General features: G+C 59.8%; 14 protein-coding genes. 6 read left to right on the top strand and 8 right to left on the bottom strand.

Annotated features, from left to right (window positions below; genetic code table 11):
- Positions 1-126: 126 nt before the first annotated feature.
- From AKU94_RS07490 to AKU94_RS07475, 4 genes are all read left to right on the top strand, one after another.
- The gene (locus AKU94_RS07490) at positions 127-2,406 is read left to right on the top strand and encodes an NADP-dependent malic enzyme (RefSeq protein WP_050526727.1); all 2,280 of its coding nucleotides are present in this window, start codon (positions 127-129) and stop codon (positions 2,404-2,406) included.
- A 183-nt stretch (positions 2,407-2,589) separates the two neighbouring features.
- The gene (locus AKU94_RS07485) at positions 2,590-4,482 is read left to right on the top strand and encodes a propionyl-CoA synthetase (protein WP_050526663.1); all 1,893 of its coding nucleotides are present in this window, start codon (positions 2,590-2,592) and stop codon (positions 4,480-4,482) included.
- 171 nt (positions 4,483-4,653) lie between these two features.
- Positions 4,654-6,108, top strand: a complete 1,455-nt coding sequence (locus AKU94_RS07480; protein ID WP_050526662.1) for a hybrid sensor histidine kinase/response regulator — start codon at positions 4,654-4,656, stop codon at positions 6,106-6,108.
- Positions 6,105-7,544 carry a sigma-54-dependent transcriptional regulator gene (locus AKU94_RS07475; protein WP_083444986.1) on the top strand — a complete coding sequence of 480 codons (1,440 nt, stop codon included), beginning with the start codon at positions 6,105-6,107 and terminating at the stop codon, positions 7,542-7,544. Before AKU94_RS07480 ends, AKU94_RS07475 begins: the two co-directional genes overlap by 4 nt.
- On the opposite strand, the gene AKU94_RS07470 is transcribed toward AKU94_RS07475, so the two are convergent.
- A complete protein-coding gene (locus AKU94_RS07470; protein WP_050526661.1) occupies positions 7,541-8,311 on the bottom strand; it encodes an alpha/beta fold hydrolase in 771 nt (256 codons plus the stop codon). The genes AKU94_RS07475 and AKU94_RS07470 overlap by 4 nt on opposite strands.
- An 84-nt stretch (positions 8,312-8,395) precedes the next feature.
- Between AKU94_RS07470 and AKU94_RS07465 the strand changes: the two genes are divergently transcribed.
- Positions 8,396-8,767 (top strand): hypothetical protein, encoded by a 372-nt coding sequence (locus AKU94_RS07465; protein WP_050526660.1) that lies wholly within the window; start codon positions 8,396-8,398, stop codon positions 8,765-8,767.
- A gap of 41 nt (positions 8,768-8,808) precedes the next feature.
- On the opposite strand, the gene glyA is transcribed toward AKU94_RS07465, so the two are convergent.
- Positions 8,809-10,116 (bottom strand): serine hydroxymethyltransferase, encoded by a 1,308-nt coding sequence (glyA, locus tag AKU94_RS07460; protein ID WP_050526725.1) that lies wholly within the window; start codon positions 10,114-10,116, stop codon positions 8,809-8,811.
- 227 nt (positions 10,117-10,343) lie between these two features.
- Here glyA and AKU94_RS07455 point away from each other — a divergent pair, with 227 nt between their 5' ends.
- The gene (locus tag AKU94_RS07455) at positions 10,344-11,105 is read left to right on the top strand and encodes an NAD kinase (RefSeq protein WP_050526659.1); all 762 of its coding nucleotides are present in this window, start codon (positions 10,344-10,346) and stop codon (positions 11,103-11,105) included.
- On the opposite strand, the gene AKU94_RS07450 is transcribed toward AKU94_RS07455, so the two are convergent.
- The 6 genes from AKU94_RS07450 to AKU94_RS07425 form a co-directional block, all read right to left on the bottom strand.
- On the bottom strand, positions 11,106-11,291 hold the full coding sequence (locus tag AKU94_RS07450) for a hypothetical protein (protein ID WP_050526724.1): 186 nt from the start codon (positions 11,289-11,291) through the stop codon (positions 11,106-11,108).
- Between the two features lie 70 nt (positions 11,292-11,361).
- Positions 11,362-12,828, bottom strand: a complete 1,467-nt coding sequence (locus AKU94_RS07445; RefSeq protein ID WP_050526658.1) for an aminotransferase-like domain-containing protein — start codon at positions 12,826-12,828, stop codon at positions 11,362-11,364.
- 128 nt (positions 12,829-12,956) lie between these two features.
- On the bottom strand, positions 12,957-14,327 hold the full coding sequence (locus AKU94_RS07440; protein WP_408633677.1) for an aminotransferase family protein: 1,371 nt from the start codon (positions 14,325-14,327) through the stop codon (positions 12,957-12,959).
- A 95-nt stretch (positions 14,328-14,422) separates the two neighbouring features.
- Positions 14,423-15,919, bottom strand: a complete 1,497-nt coding sequence (locus tag AKU94_RS07435) for a TRAP transporter large permease (RefSeq protein ID WP_050526656.1) — start codon at positions 15,917-15,919, stop codon at positions 14,423-14,425.
- On the bottom strand, positions 15,916-16,488 hold the full coding sequence (locus tag AKU94_RS07430; RefSeq protein ID WP_050526655.1) for a TRAP transporter small permease: 573 nt from the start codon (positions 16,486-16,488) through the stop codon (positions 15,916-15,918). Before AKU94_RS07430 ends, AKU94_RS07435 begins: the two co-directional genes overlap by 4 nt.
- Positions 16,488-17,519, bottom strand: coding sequence for a TRAP transporter substrate-binding protein (locus tag AKU94_RS07425; protein WP_050526654.1), 1,032 nt, complete (start codon positions 17,517-17,519; stop codon positions 16,488-16,490). The genes AKU94_RS07430 and AKU94_RS07425 overlap by 1 nt, the downstream gene beginning before the upstream one ends.
- Between the last annotated feature and the right edge of the window lie 16 nt (positions 17,520-17,535).

Below are 17,535 nucleotides of genomic sequence, written 5' to 3'. Positions count from 1 at the left end.
TTGGACAGTCGGCGCGTCTTTGTCCGGGCGATTATCAACTTTCGCATGAATATGCCTTTGCTTGGCGCGGGCTTGCGGCAGGCGCAGAATAGTTTAACACTAAACGACCTATCTGGAGGGATGTTCATGGAAGAGACACGGCACGATAACACACGTCAGGCAGCGCTGAACTATCACGAGTTTCCAAAACCGGGAAAACTTGAAATCCGCGCAACCAAGCCTTTGGCCAATGGCCGCGACCTTACCCTAGCCTATTCCCCGGGTGTTGCCGAGGCTTGTGTCGAAATCGAGAAAGATCCATCTTCCGCGTCGCGCTACACTGCCAAGGGCAATCTTGTCGGGGTTGTGACCAATGGCACTGCTGTGCTGGGGCTGGGCAATATCGGTGCGCTGGCGTCCAAGCCGGTGATGGAAGGCAAAGCCGTCTTGTTCAAGAAATTCGCCAATATCGATTGTTTTGACATCGAGCTGAACGAATCCGACCCCTATAAGCTGGCCGAGATCGTCTGCGCGCTGGAGCCGACCTTCGGCGCGATCAACCTTGAAGATATCAAGGCCCCCGAATGCTTTATCGTCGAACAAATCTGTCGCGAGCGGATGAATATCCCCGTATTCCACGATGACCAGCATGGCACCGCGATTGTCGTCGGGGCTGCGGCCACCAATGCGCTGCATGTTGCGGGCAAGAAATTCGAGGATATCAAGATCGTGTCGACCGGCGGCGGGGCGGCGGGGATTGCCTGCCTCAACATGCTTTTGAAGCTGGGTGTAAAGCGCGAAAACGTCTGGCTGTGCGACATTAAAGGCCTTGTTTACGAAGGCCGCACCGAGGAAATGACCCCGCAAAAAGCCGAATTTGCCCAAGCTTCGGACTTGCGCAACCTAGGCGATGTGATCGAAGGGGCGGATTTGTTTCTTGGCCTGTCCGGCCCCGGCGTGCTGAAACCCGAAATGGTCGCACGTATGGCCAAGCGTCCGATCATTTTCGCATTGGCCAATCCGACGCCTGAAATCACCCCGGATGAGGCCCGCGCCGTGGCCCCCGATGTGATCATGGCCACGGGGCGGTCCGATTTCCCCAATCAGGTCAATAACGTGCTGTGTTTCCCCTTCATCTTCCGCGGTGCGCTGGATGCGGGGGCCACCACGATCAATGACGCCATGGAGATCGCCTGTATCGAAGGGATCGCCGCCCTTGCTCGCGCCACCACCAGCGCCGAGGCCGCAGCCGCTTATAAGGGCGAACAGCTTACCTTTGGTCAGGATTACCTGATCCCCAAGCCCTTTGATCCGCGGCTAATGGGGGTTGTCGCCTCTGCCGTGGCCAAGGCTGCCGCCGAAACCGGCGTCGCCACCAAGGACGTTGGCGATATCGGCCTTTACAAGGCCAAGCTTGACGGATCCGTCTTCCGCTCGGCGCTGATCATGCGGCCGGTGTTTCAGGCCGCCGCCACCGTCGTCCGCCGCATCGTCTTTGCCGAGGGTGAGGATGAGCGCGTGCTGCGTGCGGCCAATGCGATGATCGAGGAGACCACCGACAAGCCGATCCTGATCGGTCGCCCCGAAGTCGTCGAAAACCGCTGTGAGCGGGCCGGCCTTGGCATCCGTCCCGGCCGTGATTTCGATCTGGTGAACCCCGAAAACGATCCGCGTTACCGGGATTATTGGGAAACCTACCATACGATCATGGCGCGCAAGGGCGTGTCGCCCGATATTGCCCGTGCCATCATGCGCACCAACACCACCGCCATTGCCGCCGTCATGGTCCAGCGGGATGAGGCCGACAGCATGATCTGCGGCACCTTTGGCCAATATCTGTGGCACCTGAACTATGTCACGCAAATTCTGGCAACCGAGGGGCGCCACCCTGTAGGTGCGCTGTCGCTGATGATCCTTGAGGATGGACCGCTGTTTATTACCGACACTCATGTCCACAGCGAGCCAACGCCTGCGCAGATCGCGGAATCGGTGATCGGTGCGGCCCGTCACGTCAAACGGTTCGGCATTCCGCCCAAGATCGCACTCTGCGCCGGTTCTCAATTCGGCAATCTTGATAACGATACCGGTCGGCGGATGCGTGAGGCCTTGGCCATTCTGGATTCCGCCCCCCGCGATTTCCTTTATGAAGGTGAAATGCACACAGATGCCGCGCTGGACGAGGTTCTGCGCGAACGGCTGTTTCCCGGCGGGCGCTATGACGGGGCGGCAAACGTGCTGGTCTATGCCAATACCGATGCGGCAGGCGGGGTGCGCAACATCCTGAAGATGCGTGGCGGCGGGCTCGAAGTCGGGCCGATTCTGATGGGCATGGGCAACAAGGTCCAGATTGTGACCCCCTCGATCACCGCACGCGGGTTGTTGAATATGTCGGCCATCGCAGGCACGCCGGTCGCGACCTACAGCTAGCACCCCGTTTTCAACAAGTATTGCAGGGCCTTGCGCCCGACAACGGCATCGCCTGCGCGGTGCCGTTTCTTGTTATGCCGTCCTGCGTCGGATTATCGCTGGCAATGCCCTGAAACATTGACGCAACATTCTTGCAATAACTATGCGCGCGGCGTAATAAGATGAAAACTGAAAGGGTATACAATGGCATACGACAAGCTATATGCAGACTGGAAAGCCGACCCCGAAGCCTTCTGGATGAACGCCGCGCAGCAGGTCGACTGGATGACCCCACCGACCCGCGCCCTCGATGCCACCAATGCCCCGATTTACGAATGGTTTTCCGATGGCATGACCAACACTTGCTGGAACGCCGTTGACCGCCATGTCGAGGCCGGTCGCGGGGCACAGCTTGCCATCATCCACGACAGCCCCGTCACCCGCACCAAACATGCCATCACCTATGAAGAGCTGCGCAACCGTGTTGCCAGCCTTGCCGGCGCGTTGCGGGCCAAGGGTGTGGAAAAAGGCGACCGCGTGTTGATTTATATGCCGATGGTGCCAGAAGCGCTGGAAGCGATGCTTGCCTGCGCCCGCCTTGGGGCAGTGCATAGTGTGGTCTTCGGTGGTTTTGCCGCGAATGAGCTGGCGGTGCGGATCGACGATTGCAAACCCAAGGCCATCATCGCCGCCTCCTGCGGGGTAGAACCGTCGCGTGTGATCCACTACAAACCGCTGTTGGACGGCGCTCTTGAAATGGCCGCTCACAAACCCGATTTTTGTGTAATTTTCCAGCGTGAGCAAGAGGTTGCCAAGCTGATTGAGGGCCGCGATGTCAGCTGGCACGGCTTTCAATACGGTGTAGACCCTGCGGAATGTGTGCCGGTACCGGGCAATCACCCTGCCTATATCCTCTATACCTCTGGCACAACAGGGGCACCCAAAGGCGTGGTACGCCACACCGGCGGGCAACTGGTCGCCCTTAACTGGACCATGAAGAACATCTACGACGTTGGCGCGGGGGATGTGTTCTGGGCGGCGTCGGATGTGGGTTGGGTCGTCGGGCACAGTTATATCTGCTATGGCCCGCTGATCGCGGGCTGCACAACCGTGGTGTTTGAAGGCAAGCCCGTGGGCACGCCCGACGCCGGCACCTTCTGGCGGGTAATTCAGGAACATAAGGTCAAGAGCTTCTTTACCGCGCCCACAGCCCTGCGCGCCATCAAACGCGACGACCCCCAAGCCAAGCTGGTCGCGGATTACAACCTTTCCAGCCTCAAGGCCCTGTTCCTTGCGGGTGAGCGTGCGGACCCGGACACGATCAAATGGGCACAAGCCGCGCTGGGTATCCCCGTCATCGACCATTGGTGGCAAACCGAAACCGGCTGGGCCATTGCGGCCAACCCGCTTGGGATCGAAAAGCTTCCGGTCAAAATCGGCTCCCCTTCGGTGCCGATGCCGGGTTATGATGTGCAGGTGCTGGACGAAGGCGGCCACCCCGCGCCCGCAGGCACGCTCGGGGCGATCACGGTCAAGCTGCCGCTGCCCCCCGGCACCCTGCCCACCCTGTGGAATGCCGAAGACCGTTTCCGCAAAGCCTATCTAACCACCTATCCCGGCTACTACGAGACCGGGGATGCGGGCTATATCGACGAGGACGGCTATCTCTACATCATGGCGCGCACCGATGATGTGATCAATGTGGCAGGACACCGCCTGTCTACGGGTGCGATGGAGGAAGTGCTTGCAGGGCACCCCGATGTCGCTGAATGTGCGGTGATCGGCATTGCCGATGCGCTCAAAGGTCAGTCGCCTCTGGGGCTGCTGTGTCTTAACTCCGATTCTGGCCGGGTTGAGGCAGATGTCATCGCCGAATGTGTGAAACTGATGCGCGAAAGCATCGGACCTGTCGCTGATTTCAAACGTGCGGTGGTGGTAAACCGCCTACCGAAGACGCGTTCCGGCAAGATTTTGCGCGCCACAATCGTGAAAATTGCAGACAACGAGCCCTTCAAAATGCCCGCTACGATTGAAGACCCCGATGTGCTGGAAGAGATTCGCAAAGTCCTCACCGAATCTGGAATTTACCCTACGTAAGATAGGCTTTTGCGCGCACTCACACATTCCGATACACGTCAAGAGGGAATATTAACTACGAATAGTGTCTAGACATTAATCCCGCGCTAAGTAACCCTTGGTCAGAGTAGTGACCAAAGGTTTTTGCCCCAAATTCAACCATAGATTGGGGCGCGTAAGGGTTTGCAAACAATGATTAACCAACCAAGCCCCGATGGCGATCCGATGACAGAAGAGATGGCGCTTTTGGGGCATGACATTCAGTCAGCGCTTGCCGATATCCTGGCCGGGCTCTCGCTGATCGAGGATCAGGGACTTGCTCCAAAAGATCGCCAGCAACTCTATCGCACACGTGCCGCCAGCAAGGGACTGGCGCGCCTGTTCGAGGACGGGATGACGACTTTGCTGACCCAGGCGCCGGCCCTGCCGCGGCCCAAGCCCGTGCTGCTCGCCAAGCTACTCGAAAGCGTTTCCCGCCGCTGGACCTATGATGACGATTCACGGGTTGCTGTTGAAATCACGCTTCACCCCGACCTTCCGGACAGCGTGATCTGCGACCGTGCCGCCGTAGAGCGGATCTTGTCCAACCTGATCAGCAATGCCGTAACACATTCCGGCGGGCAGCCCGTCACCGTAGAGATCAGCCACCCCAGCCCGACCCAATTGCTTTTCACAGTCCGGGACCATGGCCCGGGCTTTCCTGAATCGCTGACACATCCACGCCCAACCTCCAGCGAAAGCGCGCTTCCGCTTTGGCAAACTGCCGCGGGGCATGGCCTTGGGCTGCGGATCGTGCAGACCCTCGCACAGCGTATTCGCGCGCGGATCGTTCTTCGCAATCCTGACAGCGGGGGCGGGCTTGCCGAATTCCATTTGCCGGTGACCGTCTTGACCAACCAGCCCACCGCCCCGGCCGAGCAGCCGACCCTGCTTGAAGGCAAGCGCGTGTTGATCGCCGAAGACAGTACCTCGCAGGCATTGTTTCTGGAACAGATGGTTACACAATGCGGTGCGCATGCCACGATTGCCCAAGATGGGCTGGCCGCCGCTGCCATATTAGAGGTTGAGAACTTCGACCTTGTCCTGCTGGACCAAGAGCTGCCGGGAAAATCCGGGCTACAGATTTGCGCCGATCTGGTCAAACGCCCCCAGCGACCTCGCATCGCGATCCTGACGGCCTACCGCTCTGCTGAGTTCAACACGCGCGCGAAGGCGGCGGGGGCAGACCTGGTTCTGAGCAAGCCGATCACCTCGGCCGACCACCTCATCACGGAAATCCGCATGGGGGAAACAACCCCCGTCCAGTCGGATGCCTTCCTGCATTTGCTTGACATCGCAGGCCCCGTGGCCGCGGCAGAGCTGGTCGCCCAGTTTCAGGCCGACCTTGAGGAGGTACAGGCCCAACTGGCCGCGGCACTGCCGACCCATGATTGGCACAGCCTGCGCGCGGCATCCCATACATTGATCGCGCTGGCAGGAACGGCGGGCGCCACCGATCTTGAGGCCACGGCCCGCAGCTTCAACCATGCTGCCAATGCCTCTGACCAAGATCAGATAGCGGCCCTGACAGCGGATGTCATGCAAGGCGTCGCCGATCTGCTCGCCTTCATCCACTTTGTTAAACTGCAACATCTGGCCCCTTCATGATCACCCCCCCCACAGCGCCCTCCGTACACGGCAGGGCGAAAGTCGGCAGCAGCGCCCCTATTTTGCTGATCGAGGATACGATCTCGTTGCAAATGGTCTATCGCACCATATTGATCAATGCCGGGCACCGCGTGGTTTGCGCCGCCACTGCCGCCGAAGGGCTGGCCTTGTTTAACAGTGAAAAGCCCAGCATCGTGCTTTTGGACCTGACACTACCCGATCGTGACGGGCTGGACCTGATGCAGGATATGCTGGCGCGGCAGCCCAATGTCATTGTCATCGTCATCACCGCGAATGGCACCATCAACAAGGCCGTAGAGGCGATGCGTGCAGGCGCACATGAGTTTTTGGTGAAACCGATTGAGGAAGGGCGATTTCTGTCCAGCATCGACAACGCTCTGCGCGACACAGAAGCTGCGCCGATCCAGCCGCGCACCATCATGCGCCAACCCAGCGACCTGCCCGACGGCGCCTTCATCGGCTCCTCGGCGGCGATGGCACAAGTTCATGCCAAGATTGGCTCGGTCGCGCAGAGCATGGCCACGGTTTTCATCACTGGCGAAAGCGGCACCGGCAAAGAGCTTTGCGCGCTGGCCGTACACCAGAAATCCCCGCGCAAACAAGGGCCCTTTATCGCGTTGAACTGCGGTGCGATACCGGCAGACCTTCTGGAATCCGAGGTCTTTGGCCACCTGAAGGGGTCGTTCACAGGCGCTGTATCGGACAAGCTGGGGGCCGCAGCAGCGGCCGATGGCGGCACCTTGTTTCTGGACGAGGTTTGCGAAATGCTGCCCGCCCTGCAAACCAAACTATTGCGCTTTTTGCAGACATCCACCGTGCAGCCCGTGGGGGCCACAAGACCGCGCAAGGTGAATGTGCGGATCATCTGTGCCACCAACCGCGACCCCGCCGAAGCGGTGCGCCGCGGCGAGTTCCGTGAGGATCTCTATTATCGGCTGTATGTGATCCCGATCCATATGCCCCCGCTGCGGGATCGCGGCGATGATGTGATCGAGATTGCCGAAACCGCCCTGCAACGCTTTGCCAATGAGGAGGGGCGAAGCTTTACCAGCCTGTCGCCACAGGTGCGCAGCATGTTTCGTGAGATGACATGGCCCGGAAACGTGCGTCAGGTTTTGAACGTCATGCGCAATGTCGCCGTGCTCTATGATGGCACCGAGGTGCAGCCCTATATGCTGCCCGACGATATCGCCGCCAGAACTAATGCCTTACCCATCCAACCCAAGGCCGAAACCGGGGTCGGGTTGACTGAGCTGATGGGCCTTCCGCTGGCTGAGGTGGAACGCCGGATCATCGAGGCCACGCTGGAGCTTTATTCAGGTTCCGTGCCACGCGCCGCACGGGTTCTGGATGTATCGCCCTCCACGCTTTACCGTAAACTGGAACAATGGGCCAAGGCCGAGCCGACAAATTAACGCGCCAGAAAGATCCGCATGGTTTCCTCAAACTCGCGCGGTTTTTCGGCGTGGAGCCAATGGCCGGCGTTCGGGATCTTTGCAAGGCGGGCCGCAGGGAACAGATCGCGGATGGCTGGACGATGCTCAGGCAGGATATAGGTGCTGTCGCCGCCCGCCAGGAACAGAGCCGACCCGTCAAACCGGCCCGTGGTGCCCGGCCAGCCGGTGATCGATGCCATCTCTGCCTCCAGCACATCTAGATTGAGCCGCCAACGCACAGGGTCGGCCTTGAGGTCCAGCGATTGCAGGAAAAAGGCCCGCAGCGCCGGATCATCCATTTGGGCCGCCAGCCTCCGGTCCGCCTCTGATCGGGCGCTCAGGCCGGTCAGGTCCAATGCGCGCATCGCGTGGATATGCTGGCTTTGATCATGGGAATAGGCGACCGGCGCGATATCGGCCACAATCAACCGGTCCACCATATCGCCATGCGTCAGGGCCAATTGCATCGCCGCCTTGCCCCCCATCGAATGCCCCATCACATCCATCCGCCCGCCGTGCGCAGCAATCACCTCGGCCAGATCCGCGGCCATATCGGCATAGCTCTGCGCGGGCATCCACGGGCTTTCCCCATGGTTGCGCATGTCCACGGCCAGCACCTCACGGTCAGCCGCCATCCGCCGCGCGATCACACCCCAGTTACGCGCCGAGCCGAACAGACCATGCACGATCAACAAAGGCGGCAGCGTAGAGGGCGAATGGGCGGGGTGTAAGACTATGTTTAGCATAGGCCTATATATAGACTAGCACCCAAAGCTGTGCCAGTGCCGTTGAACAGCACAAGCTACGATGAAATTCAAAAGGTGCGGAACATGAGTGCAGCCACAACGCGTCAATTGGCAGAGCGGATTTCGGTCCTTTTGACCGACCGCATGCACATCAAAGGTCAGGATCTGGCCGACAAACTGGACCGTGCGGGTCGCCGTCTGCCAAGACGGGAACGCATGGCCGCCCGCGCCCTCGCCGAAGCCGCGCATCAGGCCCAGAACCCCAAGCTGCTTTTGCAGATAGATGAGGAAAGCGTTGCTGCAAATTACGATATATGCGTGAGATACCTAAATGCGCTGAACCGGGGGTATCGTTTGCGAGGTGTGCTTATGGGTGTGTCCACATCCATTCTGTTCAGCCTGCTTATCGTGATGGCTGTGCTTTTGGCGGTACTGATGTGGCGGGGTTTTTTGTAACGGGTTAAAAAAGGCGCGACATTGCTGCCGCGCCCTATGCATCACAGATCAGGGTAAATCGGGAAACGCGCGCAAAGCGCCTCTACCTTGGCTTTGACTGCGGCCTCGGTCGCGGCGTTGCCCTCTTCGCCATTCGCGGCCAAACCGTCGACCACTTCCACAATCCAGTCACCGATCTGGCGGAATTCGGCCTCTCCGAACCCGCGGGTGGTGCCTGCGGGTGAACCAAGGCGGATACCCGAGGTGATTGTCGGCTTTTCGGTATCAAACGGAATGCCGTTCTTGTTGCAGGTGATATGCGCGCGGCCCAAAGCCTTTTCGGTCGCATTGCCCTTTACACCTTTGGGGCGCAGGTCGACCAACATCAAATGCGTATCGGTGCCGCCCGTCACGGTGCCAAGCCCGCCTTTCATCAGCTGGTCCGCCAATGCCTGTGCGTTTTTGATCACCTGCGCCTGATAGTCCTTGAAATCAGGGCGCAGCGCCTCACCAAAGGCGACTGCCTTTGCGGCGATTACATGCATCAAGGGGCCGCCCTGAATACCCGGGAAGATCGCGGAGTTGACCTTTTTCGCGATCGCTTCGTCATTGGTCAGGATCATCCCGCCACGCGGCCCGCGCAAGGTTTTATGCGTGGTCGTGGTGGCCACATGCGCATGGGGGAAGGGGCTTGGGTAATGACCCGATGCAACCATGCCTGCAAAATGCGCCATATCGACAAGAAAATACGCCCCGACCTTATCGGCAATCGCACGAAAACGGGCAAAGTCCAGAATACGCGGAATGGCCGAGCCACCCGCGATGATCATCGCGGGCTTATGCTCCAGCGCCAAGGCCTCGATCTGGTCGTAATCGGGCAGCAGGCTGCCTTGCAGCACGCCGTATTGCACCGCGTTGAACCATTTGCCCGACTGGTTTGGTGCTGCACCATGGGTCAAGTGCCCACCCGCATCCAGCGACATGCCCAAGATGGTATCACCGGGTTTGATCAGCGCGGTAAATACGCCCTGGTTGGCCTGCGACCCCGAATTGGGCTGAACATTGGCGAAATCACAGCCAAAAAGCTCCTTGGCCCGGTCAATCGCCAGATTCTCGGCCACGTCAACAAATTGGCACCCGCCGTAATAGCGACGGCCGGGATACCCTTCGGCATATTTATTGGTCATCACCGAGCCTTGCGCCTCCATCACAGCGCGCGACACGATATTTTCCGAGGCGATCAGCTCGATCTCGTTGCGCTGGCGGCCCAGCTCATCCGTGATCGACCCAAAGAGCGCCGGATCGCGGCTGGCAAGGCTCTCGGTAAAGAAACCTTTGCTGGTATCGGCGGAGGTAACGGGGGCATTCATATGCATCTCCTGTTCAGGGCGGAAAGATTGACTGCCCATTGTTTAGTGCAGCTTGCCCGCAGGAGGAAGCCAAGAATCCGCCCCGATATCCGCTTTGCGCTCCGAAACCACCCCCGCATCACAAGTTTTGCCTGCAATCGGGTCGGCGGGGGTTGAAACTCTCCCCCGCGTTGGCCCAAGCTACACCAAAAGGTCGGCATCTGTGCAGGCCGTGGGAAGGGAAACCTGTGGCGCTACGTATCGCATTTCTGGCCAGCGGGGCCGATGCCGCGCAATCTGCGCTGCGCGCCCTCACCGCCCGCTATGGCAATCACCCCCCCGAAGAGGCCAGCCATATTGTGGCCCTTGGCGGCGATGGCTTTATGCTGCAAACCCTGCATCAGACGCAAAAACTGGATATTCCGGTTTACGGGATGAATTGCGGGACTATCGGCTTTTTGATGAACGCCTATACCGAAGACGGCCTGCCCGACCGTCTGACCGAAGCGGGCGAAGAGGTGCTGAACCCGCTGGCCATGCGTGCCGAAACCATCGGCGGCGGGGTGGCGCACGGTCTGGCGATCAATGAGGTCAGCATGCTGCGGGCCGGCCCACAAGCCGCCAAGCTGCGTATTTCAGTCGACGGACGGATTCGGATGGACGAACTGGTTTGCGATGGCGCACTGGTCGCCACGCCGGCTGGGTCCACCGCCTATAATCTTTCGGCGCATGGCCCGATTGTGCCCATTGGCGCCGAGGTTCTGGCCCTGACCGCGATTGCCGCCTTTCGCCCCCGTCGCTGGCGGGGGGCCTTGCTGCCCAAGGGCGCTGTTGTCCGCTTTGACGTGTTGGAGCCCGACAAGCGCCCGGTACGCGCCGATGCTGACAGCATGTCCGTCCCCCATGTGCTGGCCGTAGAGATCCGCAGCCAACCTGCCATCCGCCACCGCATCTTGTTTGATGAGGGACACGGATTGGAGGAACGGCTGCTGCGCGAGCAATTTGCCTGATCAACCCTTGCTGGTGATCTGTTTCGCGATAAACCAGCTTGCCGGAAAGGCCGCGACAAAGCCGATCGCAATCGCCACCAACAGCGGGTTCAGCGTATCATAGCCCATTGTCAGGGCCGCAATCATGCCAACCCCCATCAACGTGGTCGAGATTATCGAAAACAGAATCATCATAAGACGGGTCACATCGGCCTCCAGCAAATTTACATGCATAAATTAGCAGATGTTTATTTTTGCCACTTTGATTTGGAACAAGTTACACAGCCTTTGCAATAGCGGCCCCGATCAGGTCGATGCCTTCGGCGATCCGTCCGGCGGGAATGGTCGAATAGGCCAGCCGGTAATAGTTGCGCGGGGCATTCGCAGGGTCAAAGAACACGCGGCCCGGCTCTATCAAGACACCCTCATGATGCAGATCCCGCGCCAGTATTTCGGTATCCACCCCTTCGGGCGCCGCCATCCAGAAACTGGAGCCCCCCACACCCCCCTGCCCGGCCACACAAAGGCCCGCCGCCTCAATCGCCTCATCCATGGCCAGACGCCGCCGCCTGAAGGCCTGTTTCATCCTGTTAACCAAGGCATCATAATGCCCCAGTGACAGGAAATAGGCTGCCGTACGCTGGATATGCCCCGGCGGATGGCGCAGGGTCAGGGCACGCAGGGCGCGGGCCTCGCGGATGAAACCTTCGGGGGCGACAATATAGCCCAAGCGCAGCCCCGGAAAAATCGATTTAGAGAAGGACCCCACATAGATCACCCGCCCTTCGCGGTCGAGGGATTTGAGCGCGGGCGAGACCGCCTTGAGAAAGGACATCTCGAACTCGTAATCATCCTCTACGATGACGAAATCCTGCGCGCTTGCCGCCTCCAGCAGCGCCCGCCTGCGCGCCATCGGCATGGTCGCATTGGTCGGGCAATGGTGGCTGGCGGTGGTAAAGACCACATCGACATCCCGTGGCAGGGCCTCGGGCGGCAAGCCGTCGCTGTCGACATCCACCCAATCCACCATGCCGCCCGTCTGCGCCAATATCCCGCGCAGGCTGGGGTAGCTGGGGTTTTCCAGCACCGTCCGCACCCCCGGCCCGGTCAAGACCTGTCCCGCCAGCCAAAGTGCATTCTGGGCGCCCATGGTCAACAAGACCTGCCCCGAACCCGCCTCTATCCCGCGCCGCGGCAGGATGTTGCGCAGGATATATTCGATCAGCAACGGATCATCACGGTCGTAATAATCGCTCGTCAGCGCCTCAAAATCACGCTTGCCCAAGGCCCGCAACGCGCATTGCCGCCAGTTTTGATGATCAAACAGGCTTGCATCCGCCTGACCGTAAATGAAGGGGAAACGAAAGCTTGCCCAATCCGGCGGGCGTTTAAGCATCTCTGTCCCTGAAAACCGCGCGCCGGTACGGATGGCATAATCCACCTGATCGGCGGCGACCTGCGGGCACGGCGCGAACTCTGGCTGACGGGGGGCGCTTGATGACACGAAATACCCCGACCGCCCCCGCGATGTCAGATAATCCGAGGCAACCAGATCGGCATAGGCAAGCGTCACGGTAATCCGGCTCACCCCCAGATGCGCCGCCAAACCGCGGCTGGAGGGCATCTTTTCACCGGCCCGAAACCGTCCTTCGACGATCCCGTTGGCAACCAGCTGCCGGATGCCTTGCTGCAAGCTGCCTTGCAGATTTGCGGGCAGGAAAAATGTCTCGGGCGGGATCGCCATTCTGGCCTCATGTCACGACGCAACTGGACCTAGTTGCGCGCGACCGGTGCCGGTTTGTCAACCCATAAGAACAGCCCGGGAAACCACGCGAGGCTCTCGGGCTGTGCTTGTGATCTTAATCGGGGTGTTCAGGAAAACACCTTGGTCAATGCCTTGTCGATCGCATTGGTGATCTGGTCGATATCATCCGCATTGGCGATCAGGGCCGGCGAAAGGCACAGCGTATTGTTCAATCCCGTCAGGCTGCGGTTGGTCATCCCGATCAACACGCCCTGGGCGGCACAATCGGCAACCACGGCGGCAACCCGCTTTTCATCGGCCGGTTCTTTGGTCTCACGGTCCGAAACCAGCTCGGCACCACAGAACAGGCCCTTGCCGCGCACATCCCCAATCACCCGATGCTTGTCCATCAGGTTGTGCAGATTGCCCATCAGCCGCGCTTCCATCTTCAGGGTATTGCCCAACAGGTCCTCATCCTCAAGAATCCGCAGGTTTTCCAGCGCCGCCGCAGGCCCCGCCGTACAGCCACCAAAGGTAGAGATGTCGCGGAAATAAGACAGCGGATCGCTTGGATCATCCTTGAACTGTTCAAACACCTTCTCATTCGTGACCATGCAGGAAATCGCGGCATAGCCCGAGGCAACACCCTTGGCCAAAGTCACAAAATCCGGTTTGATCCCGTAGTTCTGATAACCGAACCAAGTGCCCGTACGCCCCATCCCGCAGACAACCTCGTCGATATGCAGCAAGATGTTGTACTTCTGGCAGATTTCCTGAACCCGCTCCCAATAGCCAGCAGGGGGGGTGATCACGCCGCCGCCCGCTGTGACCGGCTCAAGGCACAGGCCCCCCACGGTATCGGGGCCTTCGCGCAAGATCACCTCTTCGATCGCATTGGCGGCGCGAATGCCGTAATCCTCACCATCCCACTGTTTGCGGTATTCACAGCAATGCGGCACCTCGACGAACCCCGGCGCAAAGGGGCCGTATTGGACGTTACGCTCATTCTGGCCACCGGCTGACATCGTGGCCAGTGTTGACCCGTGGTAATCGCGGTTGCGGTACAGGATCTTGTACTTCTTGCCGCCGTGATGACGCGCCGAGATCTGGCGGATCATCTTGAAGGCTTTCTCATTGGCCTCTGACCCGGAGGTGGCATAGAAAACGCGGCTCATCCCCGGCATTTTCTCGATCAACCGCTCGGCAAATTGCGCACCGGGGACCGAGCCGACCGACGCGCCGTAAAAATTCATTTTCAGCACCTGATCATAGATCGCGCGGGCGATGCTCTCACGGCCATAGCCGACGTTTACCGTCCAGACCCCGCCCGAGACCGCGTCCAGAAGCTCGGCTCCCTTGGCATCCCAAACCCGCATGCCCTTGCCTTCGACGATGATCCGGGGGTCAGTTGTCTCAAACGGTTTATGCTGCGTCAGGTGATGCCAGATATGGGCGCGGTCAGCCTCCACCACATCGGACATATCATTGCTACGGGTCATGCTTTCCATGGGACACCTTTGAAAATGCGGATCGGTATTTGTCCCCATGATCACAGGCTTTGCACGGCGCGGATAGGTCCAGATGCAATCCCTGATTAAGTCCAGCCTACCAGACATAATGTGATTGCGGGAAAGGCCAGCAAAAGCGCCACCCGGATCACATCCGAGGCGACAAAAAACAAAACCGCGCGATAGGTGTCCACCATCGGGGTATTACGGTCCATCGTGTTGATAATAAAGAGGTTCATACCCACCGGCGGGGTGATCAGACCCACCTCCACCACGATCAGCACCAGAATCCCGAACCAGATTGCGGTTTGTTCAATGTTGATCCGTGCCAACGCACCCTGATTGACCCCGCGCAATCCCAATGCCCGGATCTGCTCACGCGAAAGCTCGGCGCCTTGGGCCAATGCGCTGTGAATCCCGTCAAGCATATCGGGGGTGAGTGATACACCGCTGGCCAAAGCCTCCCACGCGCGGGCGGCATGCAGATCGGCCATGCTGACCATGCCAAAATCAAGCCCCTGAACCACCGGCCAAAAGATCGGGATCGTCAGCAATATCATCGAAAGGCTGTCCATCAGACACCCCAGAAACAGGTAAAACACCAGAATCACCATCAGGACCACCCAAGGGCTGAACCCTTGGGCCGACACCCAGAGGGCGACCTCTTGCGGGACTTGGCTCATCGCCAGAAAGCCGTTGTAAAACGCCGCCCCCAGCACGATGAAAAAGATCATCGCCGAGGATTTCGCCGTCGCAAAAAAGCTGTCGGCCAGTGTGGCCCCTGTCAGCCCGCCATTGGCCCATGCGATGACACCCGTGCCAAAGGCCCCAACGGCAGCACCTTCGGTCGGTGTGAACACCCCGCCATAGATCCCGCCGACCACCACACCAAACACCGCCAAGACCGGCCAGACCCTGACCAGGGCCGCAAAGCGCGCGGCATAGGGCACAGCATCACGCACCCCCGCCGCAGCCGGATAAAGCCGCACATAGACCCCGATCACCAGCATATACCCCAGTGCCGCCAAAAGCCCCGGAAGGATCGCGGCCACAAACAGCTTGGCGATATTCTGTTCGGTCAGGATGGCGTAAATCACCAGCACCACCGAGGGCGGGATCAAGATCCCCAAGGTGCCGCCTGCCGCAAGTGTCGCCGTCGAAAACCCGCCGGAATAGCCATAGGCGCGCATTTCGGGCAAGGCCACCCGGCCCATCGTTGCCGCCGTGGCCAGCGATGACCCGCAGATCGCACCAAAACCCGCACAGGCCCCGACGGCCGCCATCGCCACCCCACCCCGACGATGCCCGAGCCAGCTTTCCGCCGCCTTGAACAGTGCCTGCGACATGCCGCCCAGGGTCGCAAACTGACCCATCAGCAAGAACATCGGCACAATCGAGAGCGAATAGCTGGAAAATGTGGTGAAGCTTTCGGATTTCAGCCGCGCCAGTGGCACCACCGGCCCGCCGATCAGGATCAACCCCACAAATCCGGCCAGAAACATCGCCAAGCCGATCGGCACCCGCAAAAAGATCAATCCCAACAACGCGGGAAAAGACCAAAGCCCGATTGCCAGATCGCTCATGCGGCCTCCGGCAGGATATCGCGGCCCAACCACAGCTCAATCACGCGCATGACCGCCATATAGGTCGCAACCAGTGCCGCAACCGAGGCCGCCAAAAGCGAGGCCCCATAGGCCCACCACAGCGGAAATTGCAGCAAGAACGTCGTCTGGCCAGTGCGCCATTTGCTTTGCGTGCCTGCGGCCAACTGCACCGCGATCAGCAACAGCACAGCGGCAAAAACAACCTCCGTGATCGCGCGCAGAATACGGTCCGCACGGGGCGGCAAACGGCGGGTAAAGACATCCACTGCGGCATGCCCCCCCGTGATATGGCACAGCGGCAAAAAGGCAAAAATGGCAAAGGCAATGCCCGCCTCCACCAGTTCGAAATCGCCCTTTACCGCCCCTATTCCGGCCTCCAGCACCGCCTCTGCGACACTCGGGAACCAGCCCGCCGCGACCATGTCATGTGCCACATCCGCCAGCGCCCGCCCCAGTACCGAGGCGCAGATCATCACAATCAACGCCCCCAGCACCAAGCCGCCCAAATAGGCAAACCCGCGCGATACACCCAGGAAAAACCCGTGCATCAATCTGCGGGCTTGTAATCGGCCATCAGCGCGCGCGCCTCATCGATCAAGGCCTGACCGTCGATGCCTTTTTCGGCCATCTCGGCAACCCATGCGGCATAGATCGGCGCCACCAAGGGCAACCAGTTCGCCGCGCCATCCTCGGCCGAGATGGTGGTAATCACATTGTCCTGATCAACCGCGATTTGCCGCGATGGGGCATCGGCCGCAGCATGGGTGATGCCCGCGAAAATCGAAAACTCAAGGCCGGAACTACGGTCGATCACCGCCTGCAAATCCGCAGGCAACCCCGCATAAACATCCTTGTTCATCGCCAGAATGAAGGCCAGAACATAGGGGGCGGCACCTTCAAATTCGGTATGATATTCAACCAGCTCCGCCACTTTCAGCTCTCCCGACACCTCCCACGGCAAGGTGGCGCCATCAATCACACCCTTGGAAAGCGCCTCTGGCACCGAGGGCACGGGCATCCCCACCGGCGCGGCGCCCAGCCCCTCCAGCATGGTGTTGACCATCCGCGATGCGCCGCGAATTTTCATGCCGCGCAGGTCCTCCGGGCCCTCAACCGGATCGGCGGTATGGAACACCCCCGGCCCATGCACCCAAGTGCCCAGCACATGAACATCCTTGAATTCGGTATCCTTCATATGACGTTCAAACAGCTGCCAATAGGCCGCCGAGGCCGCATGGGTATCCGTCACCATGAACGGCAGCTCGAACACCTCGGTCGAGGGGAACCGCCCCGGCGTATAACCGACCACCGTCCAGATCACATCGGCCACCCCGTCAATCGCCTGATCCATCAGCTCTGGCGGGGTGCCGCCCAGCTGCATCGAAGGAAAGCGGTCGATCTTGATGCGGCCACCGCTGTCACGTTCCACATTATCGGCCCAGACGGTCAGAACATCCCGTGGCACAGCGGATTGCGCGGGCAGGAACTGGTGCAAACGCAAGGTCACCTCTTGCGCAATAGCCCCGCTTGCCATCAGTGCAATTGCACCCGCGCCCAGTAACATTCTGCGATTGATCATGTTTGCGTCCCCCATT

It is taken from the genome of Pseudorhodobacter aquimaris (genome assembly GCF_001202025.1).
GTDB lineage: Bacteria > Pseudomonadota > Alphaproteobacteria > Rhodobacterales > Rhodobacteraceae > Pseudorhodobacter > Pseudorhodobacter aquimaris.
This window is presented reverse-complemented; position numbering and strand designations above follow the sequence as displayed.